The sequence below is a fragment of the Shewanella electrodiphila genome (assembly GCF_023283985.1).
GTDB lineage: Bacteria > Pseudomonadota > Gammaproteobacteria > Enterobacterales > Shewanellaceae > Shewanella > Shewanella electrodiphila.
In genome coordinates, this window is record NZ_JAKIKU010000017.1 from 71,263 (window position 1) to 89,835 (window position 18,573).

Genomic DNA, 18,573 nt, shown 5'->3' on the forward strand with positions numbered 1-18,573 from the left:
ACAAGGAATTAAAATGTCGAACAACCTTATTATTTACTCAACTGTTGATGGCCAAACACTGGCAATATGTGAAAAAATCAAACAGCATTTAAGCGCTGAAAATGAACAAGTGACCATAGTGTCATTAGAACAAGCGAGCGAATTGGCACTTAGCAGTTTTGATAAGATTTTAATCGGTGCCAGCATTCGATATGGCAAGCATCGACCTGCATTATTTGAGTTTATTGCTCAGCACAGAGCTGTATTGGATGGTGTAAAAACAGCATTTTTTACCGTTAATGTCGTCGCTAGAAAACCTGAAAAAAATACACCAGAAACTAATCCATATATGCAAAAGTTTCTCACACTGTCTAGTTGGACACCTGCGTTACTAGGGGTATTTGCTGGCAAGATTGATTACCCGAAATATCGCACTGTGGATAGAGTGATGATCCGTTTTATTATGTGGATGACCAAAGGGCCTACAGATACCACGGGAACTTATGAGTTTACCAATTGGGATAAGGTTGAAGCATTCGCTAACGAGTTTAAGCAGCTGTAATTTTTCAGTGTTCGCTGTAATGACTCACTTAGGCTTTGATAGCATTTTAGTCGCTAAAGCCTAAGCTACAAGACGCTTATTTAGCGCAATATAAACGGTGCAGAATCGAAATAACCTCAGTCACTTCTTCATTTTTTAATGTGTAGTAAACATTTTGCGAACTTTTACGCGTATTGACTAAGTCCTGAGCTCGGATCACTGCAAGGTGTTGTGATAACGCTGACTGACTCAATGGTACCTTTTCATTCAACTCTGTCACGCTGTGCTCTTTGTCGAGTAATAAACACAAGATCATCAAACGGTATGGGTTCGCAATCGCTTTTAGCCACTTGGCTGCCATTTCCGCATTACCTAGCATCGAATCTACATCAATATTTTCAGACATCTATATACCTTACCTGAGTAAATACATTAAATTTATTACTTAAGTGGCATCATACTGCTGGCTAACACAGATCTCAATTTTATCGTTCAAATATATGAGTCATTTCTAATTTGTGATCAAAGAGGACGATTGCAATGGCTTTTTTTGCCACAATGATTACCTACTAACGCAACCATCGGTGTGAAAATGGCAAAAACATTAGTGATTTATTACTCAAGAGGCGGTCATACGGCGCAAATCAGTCGTGCGATAGCTGAGCAGATTGTACAGAGTGGTCATCAGTGCGATGTGGTCAATATTCTTGATAATAATCATGCTGACATTGATTGGGCTAGCTATGATGCTGTTGCATTGGGTGCTTGCGTTCTTTATGGCTCGTACCATAAGTCTGTTTTTGAGTTTGTTACTCGCTACCAAGCAGAATTAAGCAGTAAGCCAAATAGCTTCTTTTGCGTTAACGTTGTTGCGCGCAAACCTGAAAAGCGAATTCCTGAGAATAATAAGTACCTGCAAAAATTTATCGAACTTTCACCTTGGACACCACAAGATGTGAAAATCATTCCAGGAAAAGTCAATTATCCTTCTTGGACTTGGTACGATAGTTTAGCTATTCGCTTAATTATGAAAATGACTGATGGACCTACCGATCCAACGACTGTGATTGATTACACCGATTGGGATGACGTGAAGGTTTATGCTAATCATGTGGTTAGCTTGATTAACTCGGAAGCGGTTAGCTAAGACTATATATTCGATCTGCAATATTAATGAAAGGTGGGGCGTTAATCGCACTGCCTTTTTTATTGCCATTATTAACTGAATTTGGGTCAATATTTATCGTTGAGACTAAAACTAGTATTTCCAAAACTTAGGTGCAAATAGCACTGCCACTGTAATTATTTCAAGTCGGCCTAATAACATCCCAAAGGCTAAAGCCCATTTGGCAATATCCGGTAAGCTAGAAAAGTTTCCTGCAGGGCCGATAACAGATCCCAAGCCTGGCCCTACATTAGTCACAGCAGTGACTGCGCCAGTAATACTCGTCACTGCGTCTAAACCAGTTAGCACCAAGATGATTGTCAGTAAAAGAATCGCCAGCAGGAACAACATAATGAACGCCATAATCGAGCGAATAATATCGTTATCAATGGTGCGATTGTTATAGCGTTTTTTAATGACGGCTTGTGGGTGAAATTGCTGTGTCAGTTGTTGGTACATGACCTTTATTGAGATCTGAAAACGAAATATTTTTATTCCGCCAGAGGTAGAACCTGAGCAACTGCCTACAAACATCAGAAACAAAAATGTCAGGCTCGCGAATGCTCCCCATGCTTGGTAATCCGTTAGACCATATCCCGTTGTCGTTACCACTGAAACCACATTGAAGCTAGAAAGCCTCAATGCATCAAGGTAATTCATATCGGACTTAAGCCATAACCAAGTCCCAAGGCTAATAGAGACAAACATAATAAACTTGATGAAGCCTTTCACCTGCTCATCATTCCACACTTTAAATGACCGCTGCTGAATAGCTTGGACAAACATCAATAAAGGTAAGCCACCAGCGGCCATAAACAATACGCCGACCCAGTGAGCTGCGGGTGTAAATGCCGACATTGAGCTGTCGGATGTTGAATATCCACCAGTTGAAAGGGTGGTCATGGCGTGATTAATGGCTTCAAACCAGTGCATTCCTGATATGTGATAAGCCAAAGCACAAATGATGGTAAGTAACACATAGACTTTGAATAGTTGTTTAGCCATATGTTGGGTACGAGGGGTCGTTTTATCTCCCCAGTCGGAAGATTCGGTGCGAAACAAGCGCATACCACCAACATTAAGAAAGGGTAAAATCGCCACCGCCATTACGATAAAGCCAATGCCACCAAGCCATTGTAATAATGAACGCCAAATTAAGATGCTGTGGTCCATGTCGTCGAGACCCGATAATACAGTAGAGCCAGTTGTGGTGATCCCAGACATGGTTTCAAAAAAGGCATCGGTATAATTAATACCGTGGTAAAGCGTAAAGGGCAGTGCAGCAAATAAACTGACAATTAACCAAGTTATTGTGGTTAAAAAAAACATGTCACGGATATTGAGTTTTACTTTCTTTGTGTGGCCAGCCTGAATACATAAAATGGCGACTAATCCGGAAAATAAACCGGACATCATAAAGTCGCCAATGGTTTCTTCGTGGTAAAAAAGTGCAAACCCCATTGGCACCAGCATAAAAGCGGTGAGAATAGACAAGAATATGCCAACAACAAACAGCAGCGGCTTTAAATTCAGCATGGGTTGTTAGAAGAAAAACGCACTCGGTTGGAATAGCTTTTCTACATCCCCAATGAACTTCTTGTTCACTAAGAATAGAATCACATGATCTCCTTCTTCAATAATGGTTTTATCGTGTCCCATGATCACTTCATCATTTCGCACGATGGCACCAATAGTCGTTCCTGGTGGCAGTTTAATATCGCTAATTTGCTTACCCACTACCTTAGAGGTGGATGAGTTACCATGGGCAATGGCTTCAATTGCTTCGGCTGCGCCACGTCGTAATGAATAAACATTACAGATATCGCCTTGGCGAATGTGGGTTAATAATGCCGAGATGGTGGTTTGTTGTGGAGAGATAGCAATATCAATATTCGCTTCTTGAACGATATCGACATAGGCTTCACGCTGAATAAGCACCATGACTTTTTTAGCGCCCATGCGCTTTGCCAGCAGTGCAGACATGATATTGGCTTCATCATCATTGGTAACTGCAATAAATACGTCAGTTTGATCTATGTGCTCTTCAAGTAATAATTCTTGGTCTGAAGCGTCACCATTAAATACGGTGCAATTCTCGAGCTTTTCAGACAAGCTTTCTGCGCGTTCTAAGCTGTGTTCAATCAGTTTGACTGAATGATTTTTTTGCAGGCGCTTAGCCAAACCAAAACCAATATTACCCCCGCCGGCAATCATGATATTACGGTATGAGTTATCCAGTTTTTGCATTTCACTCATTACCGCGCGAACGTGACGCGTGTCAGCAACGAAGAAGACTTCATCGTCGGCTTCGATGATGGTCGTACCTCTAGGCATAATGGCTTTGCCTTTTCGGAAAATAGCCGCCACTCGAGTATCAATATTTGGCATATGCTCGCGTAAAGCAGCGAGGGCATTCCCGACTAAAGGGCCCCCATAATAGGCTTTTACAGCGACTAGGCTGAGTTTACCTCTAGCGAATTGCAGTACTTGTAATGCGCCAGGGTATTGCACTAAGCGTTCAATGTAAGATGTTACTAGTTGCTCTGGTGCAATCAATTCATCAATAACAAAACCACCACGAGTTTTGCCATCGCTGCTTTTCACTTCGGTATTGATGAAGAGTTTTTCTTGCAGATCTAAATAGGCTTCAGAGCGAATACGCGCAATTTTAGTTGGAGTACCAAATAAACTATAGGCAATATGACAAGCAGCCATATTACATTCGTCACTATTGGTAACAGCAATGAGCATGTCAGCATCTTCAGCGCCGGCTTTTTTTAAGGTACTAGGATGTGCGCCGTGGCCAATAACCGTTTGCAAGTCGAACTTATCTTGCAAATATTTAACTCGCGTTCGGTCATTATCAACCAGAGTGATATCGTTGTTCTCGCCTACAAGATTTTCAGCGAGAGTACCACCCACTTGTCCTGCGCCTAAAATAATAATCTTCATTACTGTGCTGGTATCCCTGCTATAACACGCTTAGGCCGCTTTTATTAAACGGGCGTAATAAAAGCCATCCATATTGTTTTGACCAGGTAGGATTTGCCATCCAATATCATCAGCAGACGATTGCTGCGCAATCGGTGCTAGTGTCGCATCTGGAGTACGTTGTAAAAACTGTTCAATTTGCTGACTGTTTTCTTGTGGCAAAATAGAACAGGTGGCATATAACATGGTGCCGCCAGGCTTGAGCCACTTCCAGCAATGATCAATGATTTGTTGCTGCAATAACGCTAATTCTTCAATATCACTGTTCTTACGTAACCATTTAATATCGGGGTGACGACGGATAACACCTGTTGCCGAGCAAGGAGCATCTAATAAGATACGGTCAAACTTATCACCTTGCCACCAACTATCAATGTCCGCTGCATCACCATGAATAACTTGCGCTTTTAAATTTAATCTGTCCAGATTTTGTTGCACACGCTCTAAACGTTTTGCATCAAAATCCACAGCAACCATAGAGATACTCGGTTCACATTCAATGGTGTGACAAGTTTTACCGCCGGGAGCGGCGCAAGCATCCAGAACGAGCTCGTCTGCTTGAGGCGTTAATAACGTCGCGGCCCACTGTGCGGCGCCATCTTGCACTGATGCAGAACCTTCTGCAAACCCAGGTAATTGCATCACATCTTTTGGTGACGACAACAGAATGGCATCATCACTGTCACCAGCACTGGCTTCAATTTCTTGTTCAGCAAGAAGGGTTAAATATTCGTCGCGAGTTTGAGATAGTTGATTGTTGCGAAGCCACATAGGAGGGCGTTGATGGCTTTGCTCAATAATATCAGCCCAACTTTCTGGGTAGGCACTTTTCAAGCGTTTAATAAACCACGCTGGTGTATTGTATTTTAAGGTATCGTTGTCAGTGTTTAATGGCGCTTCTTTACGCTGAATATTACGCAAAACACCATTAACGACTTTCACTAAGCCATCAAACTTCATTTGACGGCAGGCTTCTGCCGTTTCTGAAATCGCAGCATGGGCAGGAATACGGGTAAAATATAATTGATAGCAACCAACTAAAAGTAGCTGATGCAGTATTCTTTGCTTGGCTTTAAAAGGTTTACTGAGGCAATCACTGACACACTTATCTAATTGCGGCAATTGACGCATCACGCCATAACAAAGCTCGGCTAATAAAGCTTTGTCTTTTCCATTCGTTAAGTGTTGCTGTTGTTCAGGCAGGGCAACGGATAACGAAACACCTTTTTCTAAGACATTAAAAATGGCTTTTGCTGCAAGGGCTCTAACATTCATTAAGCTTGTGCCTCTTTTGATTCATCCGCGCTAATAAAACATGTGCCTTCAACAAACCACTCTGCGCGAGAATTTAAAATATCAGCTACAGGCATTTGTTTCTTCCCAGGAACTTGCATAACTTGCAATTGTAGAGCGCCATTGCCTGTTGCTACAGTGATACCATGCTTATTGCTTTCAATGATCGTACCTGGTGCAGCACTAGTTTGCTCGGCTGAGTAACTGGCTTGCCATACCTTGATGGTATTACCTTGCAGTGGAAAGTGACTGGCTGGCCAAGGGTTAAAAGCACGAACTTCTTGCCAGAGCTGTTTAGCATCTTTACGCCAATCTATTTGGGCTTCTTCTTTAGAGAGTTTTTCGGCGTAATTAGCAAGAGCTTCGTCTTGCTTCTCTGGTGTGATTGAACCATCACTAATACCGGCTAACGCTTCGATAAGCGCTGCTGGACCTTGCTCAGCGAGTTTGCTGTAAAGAATGGCAGAAGTATCTGTATCTTCAATTTTTAATGATGTTTTTAATAGCATGTCACCAGTATCTAAACCGATATCCATTTGCATGATAGTCACACCAGTTTCATTATCGCCAGCCCATAACGCTCGTTGAATAGGCGCAGCTCCGCGCCATCGAGGTAAAATAGAGCCATGGACATTAATACAACCTAAGCGTGGTGTATCTAATACTATCTTTGGCAAGATCAACCCGTAAGCCACAACCACCATAATATCGGCATTTAAAGCGGCAAGCTCAGCTTGAGCTTCTTCTTTACGCAGAGATGCTGGTTGGTAAACGGGAATATCATTGGCAACAGCTAACTGTTTCACCGGACTTGCTTGTAACTTCTTCCCTCGACCAGCAGGTCTATCTGGTTGTGAGTAAACAGCAACCACATTATGTTCTGATTCGATCAGGGCTTGCAGATGTAAAGCTGCAAAGTCAGGTGTACCAGCAAAGATAATATTTAACGGTTTCAAATGGAGTCCTATGCTTCTTTAGCTTCTAAACGTGCTTCTTTCTCAAGCTTTTTCTTAATGCGGTCACGCTTCATTTTTGATAAATAATCAACGAAAAGCTTACCTTGTAAGTGATCCATCTCATGTTGAATACAAATGGCGAACAAGTCATCTGCTTCAACTGTGAACTCTTCACCATGACGATCCAAGGCTTTGAAAGTGACAAACTCAGAACGGTCAACCTTAGCGTATACACCTGGTACCGATAAGCAGCCTTCTTCATTTGTGAAGTCACCACTCTTGGCGATGATTTCTGGGTTGATAAAAATTGTTGGACGTTCAACATCATCTTGCAGGTCCATCACAATTAATTGTTGATGAAAATCTACTTGAGTTGCTGCTAAACCAATGCCTTTTTCTTCGTACATTGTTTCTAACATGTTATCAATTTGGGTTTGTAGTCCTTCACCAAAATCGGTTACTGGCTTGGCTACAGTACGTAATCTTTCATCTGGAAAGCGTAAAACTTTTAATAATGGCATATATAAACTCTTAACAAGTCTGTCAAATTTCAGCCAGTTAGCTATACTGGCTTAGATAATGGGTTAATTTTAATCCTTACTGACCATCAATAACAGCAAAAGCTCTAATAAAGAGCTAAACACATGGAATGAACCATGAAACGGATATTTTTACTCGCGTTTTTGACACTAAGTACACTGTTAGTTAATGCAGATACTTTAACATTAAAATCAGGTCACCCTGATTCTTATATCGTTAAGAAAGGCGATACCCTCTGGGATATCTCTGCTTTTTTCTTAGACGATCCTTGGCATTGGCCTAAATTATGGGGCGCAAATCCACAGATTGCTAACCCGCATCTCATTTATCCAGGTGATAGATTAACGCTTGTTTTTATCGATGGCGAACCACGCTTGGTATTAAAGCAGCATATCAAAAAAGGACCTGAAGGGCGTATTAGTGATAAAGGTGGTCCAATTCCAGCGATTGATCTTGCTTTGATTCAACCTTATTTAGTCCAAAACCGTATTGTTGATCCTGAGTGGGTTGAAGGTTTGCCGATGATTTTGGCTGGCGAAAGCCCGTCTCGCCATCATGTGGTCAATGATGTGGTTTATATTAATGCCAATTTGCCTGTCGGAGAAAAGCTCGCTATATATCAAGAAGGCCGAGAGTTCTTAGATAGAGAAACTAGCGACATTTTAGGCCAAGAAATCATCTTAACGGCAAGTGGTCGTGTGACTCAGTCAGGTGAAATATCTAAAGTTGAATTATTAAGTAGCTTACGTGAGTCAAAGGCAGGCTTTAGAGTTGCGCCCGTTGAAGATGAAGCGCTGATGTCAGCTTACTTTATGCCTAAAGCTGCACCAGAAACGGTTCCTGCTAATGTGATTGCGATTGAAAAAGACATTCGCGAAGTCGGTAAACTGGACATCGTTTACTTAGATAAAGGTGAACAGGACAATATTGAAACGGGACATGTATTTGCGATATATCGCGATGGCGAGCAAATAGTCATCAATGGCGATGGCTTGCCTGTGCCAACACTTGACCGTAATGCTTATGAAAATTTAAAAGCCAAAATTTCAGATGATGACGTGTACACAATGCCTGACATTTATCATGGTAAATTAATGGTCTTTAAAGTTTTTGAAAAGACCAGCATGGCTATCATTGTTGCTAATGAGCACCCTGTACGAGTTGATGATAAATTAATTACCCCTAAAAGCACTGACTTAAGAGGCGAGTAAATATCTGAAAAACTGGTCGATTGGCTAGTTGTTTGTGCAGTATCCGGGCTAGGACCCGCCCGGATTCAACAATTATTAACTCAAATGGATGTTGAGGAATTACGACAGCGTTTAGAGTTTGAAAAGCAGTCTTTGCCGTTATCGGCAAAGCTGTTATCTCAATGTCAGATAGATTTTGACAAAGTTGATACAGCGCTTGAGTGGCAACAGCAGTCCTCACAACACCACATACTTTGCTTTTCTGATCCCGAATATCCAGCTTTACTAAAACAAATATCCGATCCGCCTTCAATATTGTTCGTAAAAGGCCAACTAGAAAGTTTGTTACTGCCATCCATTGGTATGGTGGGCAGTCGAAATGCATCTGTCGGTGGTTTGAGCACGGCTAATACCTTAGCGGCTGAACTAGTACAATTAGGTTTCTCGATTACCAGTGGTATGGCGACAGGGATTGATGGCGCTGCGCATAAAGCGGCATTAGGCAATAATGGAGTGACGATTGCAGTGTTAGGTACTGGAGTCGATTGTATCTATCCCAAAAGACACAGTAATTTATATCAGCAGATTCAACAGTCGGGCTGTATTGTCAGTGAATACTGGCCTCAAATAGGTCCATTTGCAGGCAATTTTCCGAAGCGCAATCGAATAATAAGCGGTTTATCTCTCGGCAGTATTGTGGTCGAAGCAACACGTAAAAGTGGATCATTAATCACTGCAAGATTAGCCATGGAGCAAAACCGAGAAGTGTTTGCTGTGCCTGGCTCAGTTGCTGGTGGCTATCATCAAGGGTGTCATGATTTGTTAAAGAATGGGGCGAAATTAGTGGAATGTGCAGCCGATGTTGTTGAAGAATTGTCCACAATGACAAGCTTTCACCTTGAAGATGTCGCTAATCGTCACCATATAGAAGATAATACAACAAATTTGCCATTTTCTGCGCTGTTAGCTAGTGTAGGTTATGAGACTACCAGTATTGATATGGTAGTCGAGCATAGCGGGAAGTCGATAGATCTGGTGTTAGTAGAAATGCTTGAACTTGAATTACAGGGCTGGGTTGCGCAAGTGCCTGGTGGTTACGTCAGACTAGAGAGGAGATAACCATATGTTTGATATCCTCATGTATCTTTTTGAGAACTATGTTCATAGTGAAGTTGAGCTATTAGTTGACGAAGATGAGCTTACCAAAGAGTTAACCCGTGCGGGCTTTCACCAAGCTGACATTTTAAAAGCCTTATCGTGGCTAGAACGTCTAGCAGATTTACAAGAAAGTGATAAACCTTACTTGTGTAATCATGCGCAGCAATCATTTCGGATTTATACCAAAGACGAGATGGCGAAATTGGATGTTGAAAGCCGAGGTTTTATTTTATTCCTCGAGCAAATCCAAGTGCTGACAGTGGAAACTCGTGAAATGGTCATTGACCGCGTCATGGCGTTAGATGAAACCTCCCTAATCTTGGAAGATTTAAAATGGGTGGTGTTGATGGTGCTGTTTAATGTGCCAGGCAACGAATCAGCTTATGAACAAATGGAAGATCTTATTTTTGAGCAGCCTGATGGCCGTTTACATTCATAAGATTGGTTGTTTGTGATGAAGTGATTAAAAAGGAGGCTAGGCCTCCTTTTTTGATCTTCTTGTTTGCTACTATATTTTTATACCAATTATATCCTTTACTACCCACGAAGGCTGAAACCAGTTTTCACCTTAAATGTGAATTGAGAGCCAGATGTCTAAAATAGATGAGCAGTTATTTACCGTGCACGAACACGCTTTAGAAAAAGAGTTTGAGCTCTGCCCTAAGTGTGGCTGCGAGTTGTCGGTTAAAAACAGTAAGCATGGTGGCTTCATTGGTTGTAATAATTATCCCACTTGTGACTTTACCAGGCCCTTAGTGCAGCATGAGTCAATAGAGACTCAAGTAATAGAAGGCTCTGAATGTCCCGATTGTGGTAATGAGTTAGCGGTTAAGTCTGGACGTTTTGGTATTTTTATTGGTTGCACAAATTACCCTGAGTGTACCCATATTGAAAAGCACGATCATGATGCAGAAGCTGAAATAATACCCTGCCCACATTGTAAAAAAGGTCATTTAGAGTCTCGCACGAGTCGTTACGGCAAAACTTTCTTTGCTTGTAATTGTTACCCTAAGTGCAAATACTTAGTAAATTACCCACCTCATAACGAAACATGCCCTGAATGTGATTTTGGTATTCTTGTTGAGCGTAAAGGCGCGGCGGGGAGTCGCTTAGAGTGTCCTCAAAAATCCTGTAAATATAAACGTCCGCTTTAAGCTTATGACTAAATAGCTGGTATATCAGTATTTGTTCATATCCGTATAGTCTGTATAATTTGCCATTAATTTAAGAAGGTTAAAGGGAAAATCATGCAGCTGTTGCAACCATCTGAAGTCGGCAAGGTGTTTGTTGAAGGGGGCGTTATTGCTTACCCTACAGAGGCGGTTTATGGCCTCGGATGTGATCCTGATAATCTTTCTGCTATCCAAAAGTTGCTGGATATAAAACAACGACCTTGGCAAAAGGGCTTGATCCTTGTGGCCAGTGATTACCAGCAACTCAAGCCTTACATCGATGAAGCTCAACTAACAGAGGCTCAACTGGCTTTTGCATTCAGTAAATGGCCGGGTCCTTATACGTTTGTTATGCCAATTAAAGCGGGTGTTAGTAAGTTGCTTTGTGGTGAGTTTGATTCAATTGCTGTACGCATCTCTGCCCATCCTGTGGTGAGAGCCCTTTGCGATAGCGTGAATAAACCTTTTGTTTCAAGTAGTGCTAACTTAGCAGGTCAAAATCCTGCCATGTCAGCAAGTGAAATTGAACAGACTTTTTCTGCTGACGTTAATGCCCTCGTACTCGGTGAGTTAGGAGCTCAACGTCAGCCTTCAACAATTATCGACGCCCGCAGCGGTAAAGTGCTGCGCAATGGACAATAAGGATTTTGATATGGCAATACCTGATGCCTCAGTAGTTAAGCAATATTTGTTAGCGCTTCAAGCAAGCATTTGTGAAGGTTTAGAAACGCTTGATGAAAAAGCTAAGTTTCAAGCTGAGTCGTGGGAACGTGCTGAAGGCGGTGGTGGCACTAGTAGGGTATTAACCAACGGGCAAGTATTTGAGCAAGCTGGGGTGAACTTTTCCCATGTAATGGGAGCAGCAATGCCAGCATCTGCTACAGCGCACCGTCCTGAACTTGCAGGTAGAAGTTTTGAAGCCATGGGCGTGTCATTAGTGATCCACCCTAAAAACCCATTCATTCCGACCACTCACGCCAATGTACGCTTTTTTATTGCTCGTAAAGAGGGCGCTGATCCTGTGTGGTGGTTTGGTGGTGGTTTTGATTTAACCCCTTATTATCCTTTTGAAGAAGACGTTGTCTCATGGCATCAAACTGCGGCTGACATTTGTGCGCCATTTGGCGAAGAAGTCTATCCAAAATATAAAAAGTGGTGTGATGAATACTTCTTTTTACCACACCGTAATGAAACTCGCGGTGTCGGTGGTTTATTCTTCGACGACCTTAATGAGCACGGATTTGAAAAAAGCTTTGAATTTATGCAAGCGGTAGGTAGCGGTTTCTTAACCGCATATTCGCCAATTGTTGAGCGTAACAAAGACCTTGAATACAACGATGATGAACGTCAGTTCCAGTTATACCGTCGTGGACGTTATGTTGAGTTCAACTTGGTTTATGACCGAGGCACTTTGTTCGGTCTACAAACAGGAGGGCGCACCGAATCTATTTTGATGTCGATGCCGCCTTTGGTACGCTGGGAATATGGTTTTACGCCCGAAGAAGATTCTCAAGAGGCAGAGTTATACGAGCGCTACCTGAAACCACAAGACTGGTTACAGTTAGATAACTAGTCTTTGTAGGGGTTAAAACAATAGCTGTACTAAGTAAATGATGTCTATGCCATCATCATTTGTACGCTGGGAATATTGCTTTACGCCCGAAGAAGATTCTCAAGAGGCAGAGTTATACGAGCGCTACCTGAAACCACAAGATTGGTTACAGCTAGATAACGAGTCTTTGTAGGGGCTAAAACAATAGCTGTACTAAGTAAATGATGTCTATGCAATCATCATTTGTACGCTGGGAATATGGTTTTACGCCCGAAGAAGACTCTCAAGAGGCTGAATTATACGAGCGCTACCTGAAACCACAAGATTGGTTACAGTTAGAAAGCTAGTCTCTGTATGGCTTAAAATCGATGGAGGCACTAAATTATTTCTGCTGTTTATGCCTTCATCATTTGTTCGCTAGGAATAGGGTTTTACGCCTTTACGCGAGAACAAGATTCTCAAAAGGCAGAGTTATACGAGCGCTACCTGAAACCACAAGACTGGTTAAACCTCGAGAGTTAATCTTTATTTCGCATATTATTGGCAAGCGTTGAAATGGCCTGAAATATCATTTGCTGATGTTCAGGCTTTTTTATTGTCTGAATAATAGCTTGTTCCATGCAGATGAGCCATTGATCGACCATCGCTTGGTCAATCACAAAATGCATGTGTCTAGCACGTAATGCTGGATGGCCATACTTTTGTTGATATAGTTGTGGACCACCTAACCAGCCACTTAAAAATTCAAATAACTTTTGCTCAGAGTCCGCAATAGGCGCTCGATGAATAGCAAGTAGCGATTCTGTGTCGGTAAGATGCTGCATTTGCTGATAAAACTGCTTTGCTAGTAATCGAATCGTTTCCTCACCACCTATCAAATCATATGCGTTGGATTGTGTAGTATCACGATCATCACTTGATATGCTGCTTTGTTGTCTAGAACTAAATAGTTTTTTTAACCAATTCATGATGATTACGCTAAGTTAGGCTAATTTGATGATGAATTATAACGACATTTTTTCTAAGTATGTAATAGGGAAAGCTCATCACTGTCGTATTTCTTAATTGTTAATGTTTTGCTACAAATCATTTTAGAGTGTTACTTTATTTACGTTAACAACTTAGTTAAATTAGGCACAACAATAATAAAAGGGAGTACAAAGCAATGGCCAAATTTGCGCCGTCATTAGTAGTAATTGCTGTATCAACGGCACTGTTAGGGTGTAATCAAACTCAACAGCAAGATCCTCAAGTGACAATTAATAAAAATCCCTATCCTAGTACTTATCAAGTATTACCTCGTACAACGACCTTACTCACCAATGCAACAGTATTAACAGGCACTGGCGAAAAAATAGAGCAAGCGGATGTGTTGATGGTCGATGGCAAAATTAAAGCCGTTGGTGCTCAACTTTCTGCAGAGTTAGTCAAAGGTGCCACAGTTGTTGATGCAACAGATAAGTGGATCACTCCTGGTATTATCGATGTGCATTCTCACCTTGGTGTTTACCCGAGTCCTAGCGCCGATGCGCATAGTGACGGCAATGAAGTGACCAACCCTAATACCGCAGAGGTCTGGGCTGAGCACAGTGTCTGGCCGCAAGACCCAGCCTTTAACCGAGCAAGGGAAGGTGGCGTGACTACGTTACAAATTCTCCCTGGTTCTGCAAATTTAATTGGTGGACGTGGCGTTACCTTGAAAAATGCACCATCAACAACAATGCAGGGTATGAAATTTCCCGATGCGCCTTATGGCTTAAAAATGGCTTGTGGCGAAAACCCTAAAGGGGCTTATGGAAGAGGACAAAAAGTTGCACCTATGACGCGTATGGGCAATATGGCTGGTTATCGCCAAGCCTTTATAGAAGCGACAGAGTATAAGCGTGCATGGGATAAGTATGATGCGGATTATGCTGCTGGATTAAATCCAGAAGTCCCTCAACGTGATTTAACCAATGACACTTTAAAAGGGGTGTTAGAAGGCGAAATACTGATCCATAACCATTGTTATAAAGCTGAAGAAATGGCAATGATGGTGGATTTAGGTAAAGAATTTAATTACCACGCAGGCACGTTCCACCATGCCATTGAAGGTTATAAGATTGCTGAGCTATTGGCTGAAAATGGTAACTGCGCAGCGATGTGGCCAGATTGGTGGGGCTTTAAAATGGAAGCGAATGACATGGTGATTGAAAATGTCGCAATGGTCGATGCCGTGAAGAATTCCTGTGCCGTAGTACATTCTGACTCTAGCACCACTATTCAACGTTTAAACCAAGAAACAGCTAAGATCATGCATAGTGCTAATCAGCACGGTTTTGAGCTAACCGAAGAACATGTCATTAGCTGGATCACTTCGAATGCAGCCAAGTCTTTAGGTATTGCAGATAAAACCGGTTCACTTGAAGCGGGTAAAAATGCCGATGTTGTCATTTGGAACAGTAATCCATTCAGTGTTTACGCTAAGGCTGAACAAGTATTCATTGATGGCGCCAAAGTGTTTGATCGCCAAGATGATAAGTACCAAGCGAAAAGTGATTTTATGTTAGGTCAAAAATAAGGAGCAAGACATTGAAAAAATTTAAAAAATCATTAGTTGCCATCTCAATGCTTGCGGGCTTAGTGCCGTCACTTTCACAAGCTGAAACGATTGCAGTTATTAATGCGAAGATCTATACCTCAACAGACACAGGCGTGCTGACCAACGCATCTGTTATCGTCGAAGACGGAAAGATCATTGCCGTAAATCCAGAGATGGTCAATGCAGATATTATCATTGACGCCAAAGGTGGAGTCTTAACTCCTGGCTTTATTGGCGCAATGAATTCATTGGGGTTAGTTGAAGTGGGTCAAGAAAAAATGACGCGTGATACTAACGACAAAGCAGCGGATATGACTTTTGATCCTAGCCTTGCATTTAACCCTAAAAGTACAGCAATTCCTTTTGCTAGAAAAGGCGGCTTAACCCGCAGTATTGTTGCTCCTGGTGGCGGCGAGACAATTTTTTCAGGTCAAACCATTGAGGTCGAATTAACTGGAGATTGGGATAGCATTGTTGCCACAGAGCAAGCCTTGTTCGTGGCTTTAGGTGCGAAACACGATGGTTCCCGAATTATCGGTATGCAGAATCTAATTAATAAATTAGATGAACGTCAAAAAGCATTAACTAAGGCGGCAACGAAGAAAGCTGATAAAGAGGCCGATAAGGCTCCAACTAAAGAAGAATTGATTTTGAATGCCGTTCTGAGTGGTGAGAAGCCTTTAATCGCTTATGCAGATCGTGCCAGCGATATTTTGCAACTCATTAAACTTAAGCAACGCTTTAAGCTTGATTTAGTGTTGTTGGAAGCTGCCGACGCTGTGGTGGTTGCAGAACAACTCGCTCAAGCAGGTATCCCTGTGGTGATGGATGCCATGCGTAATTTACCTGAAAGTTTTGACTCTTTGAATAATTCACTGGATAACGCAGGGAAATTAAGTAAAGCTGGCGTCCAAGTCGTGTTAGCTGTACCAGGTGATGCCCATGGCGTATATGGTTTGCGCTATAGTGCCGGCAATGCCGTTGCCAATGGGATGAAGTATGACGATGCAATGGCGTCGATTACGTCAAACGTAGCAGATACTTTTCACCTTGATGCTGGACGCATAGCCGTTGGCAAGCCCGCTGATATGGTGTTGTGGAGTGGCGATCCGTTTGAATACAGTAGTCACATTCAAAAGATGTGGATTAACGGTGAAGAGCAAAGCACTGAAAGTCGCCATGATGAGCTACGTGACCGCTATATGACACAATCCAGTATGCCTAAGGCTTACACTAAGTAACTTGTAATGTTAATAACTTAATATCAATGCAATAAACGAAGAGAGAATATTGATGACCGATAAGTATGCAGTATTTGGCAACCCAATCGCACAGAGTAAGTCGCCATATATCCATACTGAGTTTGCTAAACAAACTCAGCAAGTAATCACTTACCAAGCGATACTTGCACCGGTAGATCAATTCTCTCAATCGTTAATGGCATTTTTCACTGCTGGTGGTAAAGGGGCGAATGTCACCGCTCCTTTTAAAGAGCAAGCTTATGCGGCGTGTGATGAATTAAGTGAATTAGCAAAACTTGCAGGTGCCGTTAACACTCTTATCTATTTACCAGATGGAAGAATACGCGGTGACAATACTGACGGCGTGGGTCTTGTCGCTGATATTAAGCAGCACTTTGGTTGTATATCGAATAAGCGTTTATTGTTAGTTGGAGCTGGTGGCGCAGCAAGAGGCTGTATTAAGCCATTACTAGAAGCTGGGGCAAAAGTCACAATATGCAATCGTACGTTTAGCAAAGCGCAAAACCTTGCTGAAATTTTTAATGAGTTTGGTGAAGTGCAAGCTAGACCCATTGATGAGTTAGATACACCATTCGATATGATTATTAATTCAACATCGGCAGGTTTAGCAGGAGAGCTTATTAGTCTCCCACAGAGTATTATCAGCCCTAAAACTCAATGTTATGACATGTCATACGGCGCAGAAATGACATTATTTAATCAATGGGCATTATCAAAAGGCGCTGTTGAAGTCGCCGATGGCTTAGGCATGTTAGTTGGGCAAGCAGCGCAAAGCTTTAATATTTGGCGAGGCGTTATGCCAACGACTCAAGCTGTCCACGACACCTTGAGAGCACAATTGCTATAAAGGGCGTTCGCATGAATCAAAGTATTATTTTTACCGATATTGTCGAATGGGATGAAGCATTAAAACAAGTTTACTTAATTGTTCAAGTTCAAGGAGTGAATGTTAGCTGCTTCATTAAACCTGCGATTATAGAGAAGTTGACATCAACAACTATCAAAAATGGAACAGAAGCAATAGTTGCCTTTGAGCAAGTCAGATTTGATATAGAGGATTTAGCAGAGGCACTCATCGAATCAGAGTCGTTCGATGAGCACGGACACATATATATCGAATAGTCTCGGCTTATATGTGCCAAATTTATAAAGATGGGTTTAGCTAGACTGTTGAAGGTCCACTAAATACTCATTCTTTAAACGCACATAATTATCTGCAGATTGAGGTAAAAAAGCGATTTCTTTATCAGTTAAAGGTCTCACTTGTTTACAAGGACTCCCCACATAGAGAAACCCGCTTTGTAATACCTTACCAGGAGGGACAAGTGAGCCTGCACCAAGTATCACATCGTCCTCTAAGATAGCCCCGTCTAAAATGATCGCGCCCATGCCGACTAAAACACGATTACCAACAGTACAACCATGAAGCATAGCTTTGTGACCAATAGTGACATCATCACCAATCAATAAAGGGTTACCTTCTGGGTTAGAAGGTGATTTACGAGTAACGTGAAGAATAGACCCATCTTGTACATTACTACGTTTACCGATACGGATGATATTAACATCACCTCTCGCTGCAACCATTGGCCAAATACTGGCATCATGATCTAAAGCAATATCACCTACTATTACAGCAGCACTATCTACATAGACATTATCAGCTAATTGAGGATGGATCCCCTGATAAGAACGAATTGAGCTAAACATATAAAATCCCTGATTTGTTTAATTACCCTCAGTATAAAGCCTAAAAGTGCTCTTTTGTTGTTAAAAAAGCATAAAAAATAGCTGATTAGTTTAAATTCTCAGCAAGCAAACGCGGAAAGTGAATTTTCTTTAAAAAAGCCCTTGCGGTGTTTCAGAATCTCCCTATAATGCGCATCCACTGACACGGCAACAGGCCAGTAGGCTCAACGTATCAGAGTTAATTAAGACGGTTTTAAACCTCATAATTAACAGGCAGAAAAGAGTTTTTAAATTAGTTTAAAAAACGCTTGACGCCAACAACGGGAAGTGTAGAATACGCCTCCTCAAGCCAATGACCTAGCGTCTAACGGCGATATCTGAAAAATTGATATCACGCTCTTTAACAATCAAACAAGTAAATCTGTGTGGACACTCACAGGTGTTGAGTTAATCGAAATTGTCACTTAGGTGGCAATCAAAATTATTATCAATGTAACGATGAGT

The 18,573-nt window shown here is 41.8% G+C and carries 21 protein-coding genes; 13 read left to right on the forward strand and 8 right to left on the reverse strand.

What is annotated here, in order from left to right:
* Window positions 1-13: 13 nt before the first annotated feature.
* Window positions 14-541, forward strand: coding sequence for a menaquinone-dependent protoporphyrinogen IX dehydrogenase (hemG, locus tag L2737_RS20620; protein WP_248956956.1), 528 nt, complete (start codon window positions 14-16; stop codon window positions 539-541).
* A 76-nt stretch (window positions 542-617) separates the two neighbouring features.
* Here the strand turns inward: hemG (L2737_RS20620) and L2737_RS20625 are convergent, their stop codons facing one another.
* Complete coding sequence (locus L2737_RS20625) at window positions 618-926, reverse strand: ArsR/SmtB family transcription factor (RefSeq protein ID WP_248956957.1); 309 nt, start codon at window positions 924-926, stop codon at window positions 618-620.
* A gap of 186 nt (window positions 927-1,112) precedes the next feature.
* Here L2737_RS20625 and hemG (L2737_RS20630) point away from each other — a divergent pair, with 186 nt between their 5' ends.
* Window positions 1,113-1,667 (forward strand): menaquinone-dependent protoporphyrinogen IX dehydrogenase, encoded by a 555-nt coding sequence (gene hemG / locus L2737_RS20630; protein WP_102529097.1) that lies wholly within the window; start codon window positions 1,113-1,115, stop codon window positions 1,665-1,667.
* Window positions 1,668-1,778: 111 nt separating this feature from the next.
* Here the strand turns inward: hemG (L2737_RS20630) and L2737_RS20635 are convergent, their stop codons facing one another.
* The 5 genes from L2737_RS20635 to def are packed head-to-tail and all read right to left on the reverse strand — an operon-like array spanning window position 1,779 to window position 7,446.
* Window positions 1,779-3,221: a TrkH family potassium uptake protein gene (locus tag L2737_RS20635; RefSeq protein WP_248956958.1), complete on the reverse strand. Its 1,443-nt coding sequence runs from the start codon at window positions 3,219-3,221 to the stop codon at window positions 1,779-1,781.
* A gap of 6 nt (window positions 3,222-3,227) precedes the next feature.
* Window positions 3,228-4,637: a Trk system potassium transporter TrkA gene (gene trkA / locus L2737_RS20640; protein ID WP_102529095.1), complete on the reverse strand. Its 1,410-nt coding sequence runs from the start codon at window positions 4,635-4,637 to the stop codon at window positions 3,228-3,230.
* A 30-nt stretch (window positions 4,638-4,667) separates the two neighbouring features.
* The gene (gene rsmB / locus L2737_RS20645; RefSeq protein ID WP_248956959.1) at window positions 4,668-5,951 is read right to left on the reverse strand and encodes a 16S rRNA (cytosine(967)-C(5))-methyltransferase RsmB; all 1,284 of its coding nucleotides are present in this window, start codon (window positions 5,949-5,951) and stop codon (window positions 4,668-4,670) included.
* Window positions 5,951-6,925 carry a methionyl-tRNA formyltransferase gene (gene fmt, locus L2737_RS20650; RefSeq protein WP_248956960.1) on the reverse strand — a complete coding sequence of 325 codons (975 nt, stop codon included), beginning with the start codon at window positions 6,923-6,925 and terminating at the stop codon, window positions 5,951-5,953. The genes rsmB and fmt overlap by 1 nt, the downstream gene beginning before the upstream one ends.
* Before the next feature lie 8 nt (window positions 6,926-6,933).
* On the reverse strand, window positions 6,934-7,446 hold the full coding sequence (def, locus tag L2737_RS20655; RefSeq protein ID WP_102529092.1) for a peptide deformylase: 513 nt from the start codon (window positions 7,444-7,446) through the stop codon (window positions 6,934-6,936).
* A gap of 135 nt (window positions 7,447-7,581) precedes the next feature.
* On the opposite strand from def, the gene L2737_RS20660 reads away from it, so the two are divergent.
* The 7 genes from L2737_RS20660 (at window position 7,582) to L2737_RS20690 (ending at window position 12,730) form a co-directional block, all read left to right on the forward strand.
* Window positions 7,582-8,676 (forward strand): LysM peptidoglycan-binding domain-containing protein, encoded by a 1,095-nt coding sequence (locus L2737_RS20660; RefSeq protein ID WP_248956961.1) that lies wholly within the window; start codon window positions 7,582-7,584, stop codon window positions 8,674-8,676.
* A gap of 84 nt (window positions 8,677-8,760) precedes the next feature.
* A complete protein-coding gene (dprA, locus tag L2737_RS20665) occupies window positions 8,761-9,774 on the forward strand; it encodes a DNA-processing protein DprA (protein WP_248956962.1) in 1,014 nt (337 codons plus the stop codon).
* A 4-nt stretch (window positions 9,775-9,778) separates the two neighbouring features.
* Window positions 9,779-10,252, forward strand: coding sequence for a DUF494 family protein (locus tag L2737_RS20670; RefSeq protein ID WP_102529089.1), 474 nt, complete (start codon window positions 9,779-9,781; stop codon window positions 10,250-10,252).
* Window positions 10,253-10,403: 151 nt separating this feature from the next.
* Window positions 10,404-10,967 carry a DNA topoisomerase family protein gene (locus tag L2737_RS20675; RefSeq protein WP_102529088.1) on the forward strand — a complete coding sequence of 188 codons (564 nt, stop codon included), beginning with the start codon at window positions 10,404-10,406 and terminating at the stop codon, window positions 10,965-10,967.
* A 93-nt stretch (window positions 10,968-11,060) separates the two neighbouring features.
* The gene (gene tsaC / locus L2737_RS20680) at window positions 11,061-11,627 is read left to right on the forward strand and encodes an L-threonylcarbamoyladenylate synthase type 1 TsaC (protein ID WP_102529087.1); all 567 of its coding nucleotides are present in this window, start codon (window positions 11,061-11,063) and stop codon (window positions 11,625-11,627) included.
* A gap of 10 nt (window positions 11,628-11,637) precedes the next feature.
* Entirely contained in the window at window positions 11,638-12,558 is a 921-nt protein-coding gene (hemF, locus tag L2737_RS20685; protein ID WP_248956963.1) for an oxygen-dependent coproporphyrinogen oxidase, read from the forward strand.
* Window positions 12,559-12,604: 46 nt separating this feature from the next.
* Window positions 12,605-12,730: a hypothetical protein gene (locus tag L2737_RS20690; protein ID WP_283108429.1), complete on the forward strand. Its 126-nt coding sequence runs from the start codon at window positions 12,605-12,607 to the stop codon at window positions 12,728-12,730.
* A 325-nt stretch (window positions 12,731-13,055) separates the two neighbouring features.
* On the opposite strand, the gene L2737_RS20700 is transcribed toward L2737_RS20690, so the two are convergent.
* Window positions 13,056-13,505 carry a group II truncated hemoglobin gene (locus L2737_RS20700; RefSeq protein WP_248956964.1) on the reverse strand — a complete coding sequence of 150 codons (450 nt, stop codon included), beginning with the start codon at window positions 13,503-13,505 and terminating at the stop codon, window positions 13,056-13,058.
* Window positions 13,506-13,702: 197 nt separating this feature from the next.
* Between L2737_RS20700 and L2737_RS20705 the strand changes: the two genes are divergently transcribed.
* The 4 genes from L2737_RS20705 to L2737_RS20720 are packed head-to-tail and all read left to right on the forward strand — an operon-like array spanning window position 13,703 to window position 17,502.
* Entirely contained in the window at window positions 13,703-15,097 is a 1,395-nt protein-coding gene (locus tag L2737_RS20705; protein ID WP_248956965.1) for an amidohydrolase, read from the forward strand.
* A gap of 11 nt (window positions 15,098-15,108) precedes the next feature.
* Window positions 15,109-16,359, forward strand: a complete 1,251-nt coding sequence (locus L2737_RS20710; RefSeq protein WP_248956966.1) for an amidohydrolase family protein — start codon at window positions 15,109-15,111, stop codon at window positions 16,357-16,359.
* A 52-nt stretch (window positions 16,360-16,411) separates the two neighbouring features.
* Window positions 16,412-17,227 (forward strand): shikimate dehydrogenase, encoded by an 816-nt coding sequence (gene aroE, locus L2737_RS20715; RefSeq protein WP_248956967.1) that lies wholly within the window; start codon window positions 16,412-16,414, stop codon window positions 17,225-17,227.
* Between the two features lie 11 nt (window positions 17,228-17,238).
* Window positions 17,239-17,502, forward strand: a complete 264-nt coding sequence (locus L2737_RS20720; protein ID WP_102529082.1) for a DUF1488 family protein — start codon at window positions 17,239-17,241, stop codon at window positions 17,500-17,502.
* Window positions 17,503-17,538: 36 nt separating this feature from the next.
* Here L2737_RS20720 and L2737_RS20725 read toward each other — a convergent pair whose 3' ends face one another.
* A complete protein-coding gene (locus L2737_RS20725) occupies window positions 17,539-18,090 on the reverse strand; it encodes a gamma carbonic anhydrase family protein (protein ID WP_229371048.1) in 552 nt (183 codons plus the stop codon).
* Window positions 18,091-18,573: the final 483 nt, after the last annotated feature.